Source organism: Okeania sp. SIO2B9 (assembly GCF_010672505.1).
Taxonomy (GTDB): Bacteria; Cyanobacteriota; Cyanobacteriia; order Cyanobacteriales; family Microcoleaceae; genus Okeania; species Okeania hirsuta.
In genome coordinates this window covers 1-1,020 of sequence record NZ_JAAHGK010001823.1, presented here as the reverse complement: position 1 = coordinate 1,020, position 1,020 = coordinate 1, and the positions used below count along the sequence as shown (strand labels likewise).

1 protein-coding gene and 1 pseudogene are annotated in these 1,020 nt (G+C 32.5%); both read left to right on the top strand.

From position 1 onward, the window contains the following. Positions 1–211: pseudogene (locus F6K13_RS34730) on the top strand (RNA-guided endonuclease TnpB family protein); the annotation flags it as partial. 154 nt (positions 212–365) lie between these two features. After that, on the top strand, positions 366–797 hold the full coding sequence (locus F6K13_RS34725; RefSeq protein WP_124143971.1) for a hypothetical protein: 432 nt from the start codon (positions 366–368) through the stop codon (positions 795–797). The last annotated feature ends 223 nt before the right edge of the window (positions 798–1,020 follow it).

Here is a 1,020-nt window from a genome sequence, read left to right as displayed (position 1 = left end):
TGATTCTTGGTTAAAATTTTCATCAATCAATGGTAAATGGTTATATATTTTAATCCCTAAAATAGGTTTGATTAAGGTCATAACCCATAGAGCAATACCTGAACTAACCCAAATCAAACAAGTTTCACTAACCAAAGAAACTGATGGCTGGTTGATAAATTTAAGTTTAGAGGATAAATCAATCCCTGAGTTGAAAACTGACAATATTTAACCGACTTGGGAAAACTCTATAGGTTTAGATGCTGTGTTAGACAAAGACATTTATTTAGCCACTTCATAAGGTAATTTATTTCCTTCTCTCAAACCTTTAAGAATAAATCAAGATAAACTAACCAAAGTATCCCAACGCAAGAACAAACGTAAAAATGGCAGTAAAGCCAGACGCAAAGCACGCAAAACGCGAAGGCAAAATCCATCAAAAAATAGCTAGAAGTCGTCAATATTTCCAGTATAAAACAACTTATAAATTAACTCGGACAGGTAAAAAAGTATTTTTCATAGAAAAGTTAAATCTAGTAGGATTAACTTGCAGAAATCAAACCAAACAAGATGAAAATGGAAAGTATTTACCTAATGGTCAATCGTCCAAGTCTAGGTTAAATAAATCTTGGTTAGATGCTGCATTTAATCAATTCTTTCAAATACTAGGTCAGGTAGCCGAAAAAGCTTTTCATGTCGCGAAGCGAAACGCTAGAGTGATAGAATGTAAATCAAATTATACATCTCAATTACTTTCTTATCCTACTTATCCTATCGGAAATAGTGTTTATAGATTGCAGTATCAGAGAATATTTTGATATTGAGGCTACTTTTTAAGTTATTTAATAATAATAACACGTTTTTTTGACTACGGGTTAAAACCCGTCGAGTCGTTTCCATCCACCGCTTAAAAGACGGTGGTTTCCCACTTAACCTATTTTTTATGATGAAGTACTCTACTGATAAGTCTTGCAGTTCAAGATCGCCAAATTTTCAAATTCTTGATAATCAAAATATTCCTGAATGTAAGCAGTTAACCTT

What these genes read in the sequence shown, in the direction of transcription:
- F6K13_RS34725 (WP_124143971.1), top strand. Translation starts at nt 366, where the DNA reads ATGGCAGTAAAGCCAGACGCAAAGCACGCAAAACGCGAAGGCAAAATC.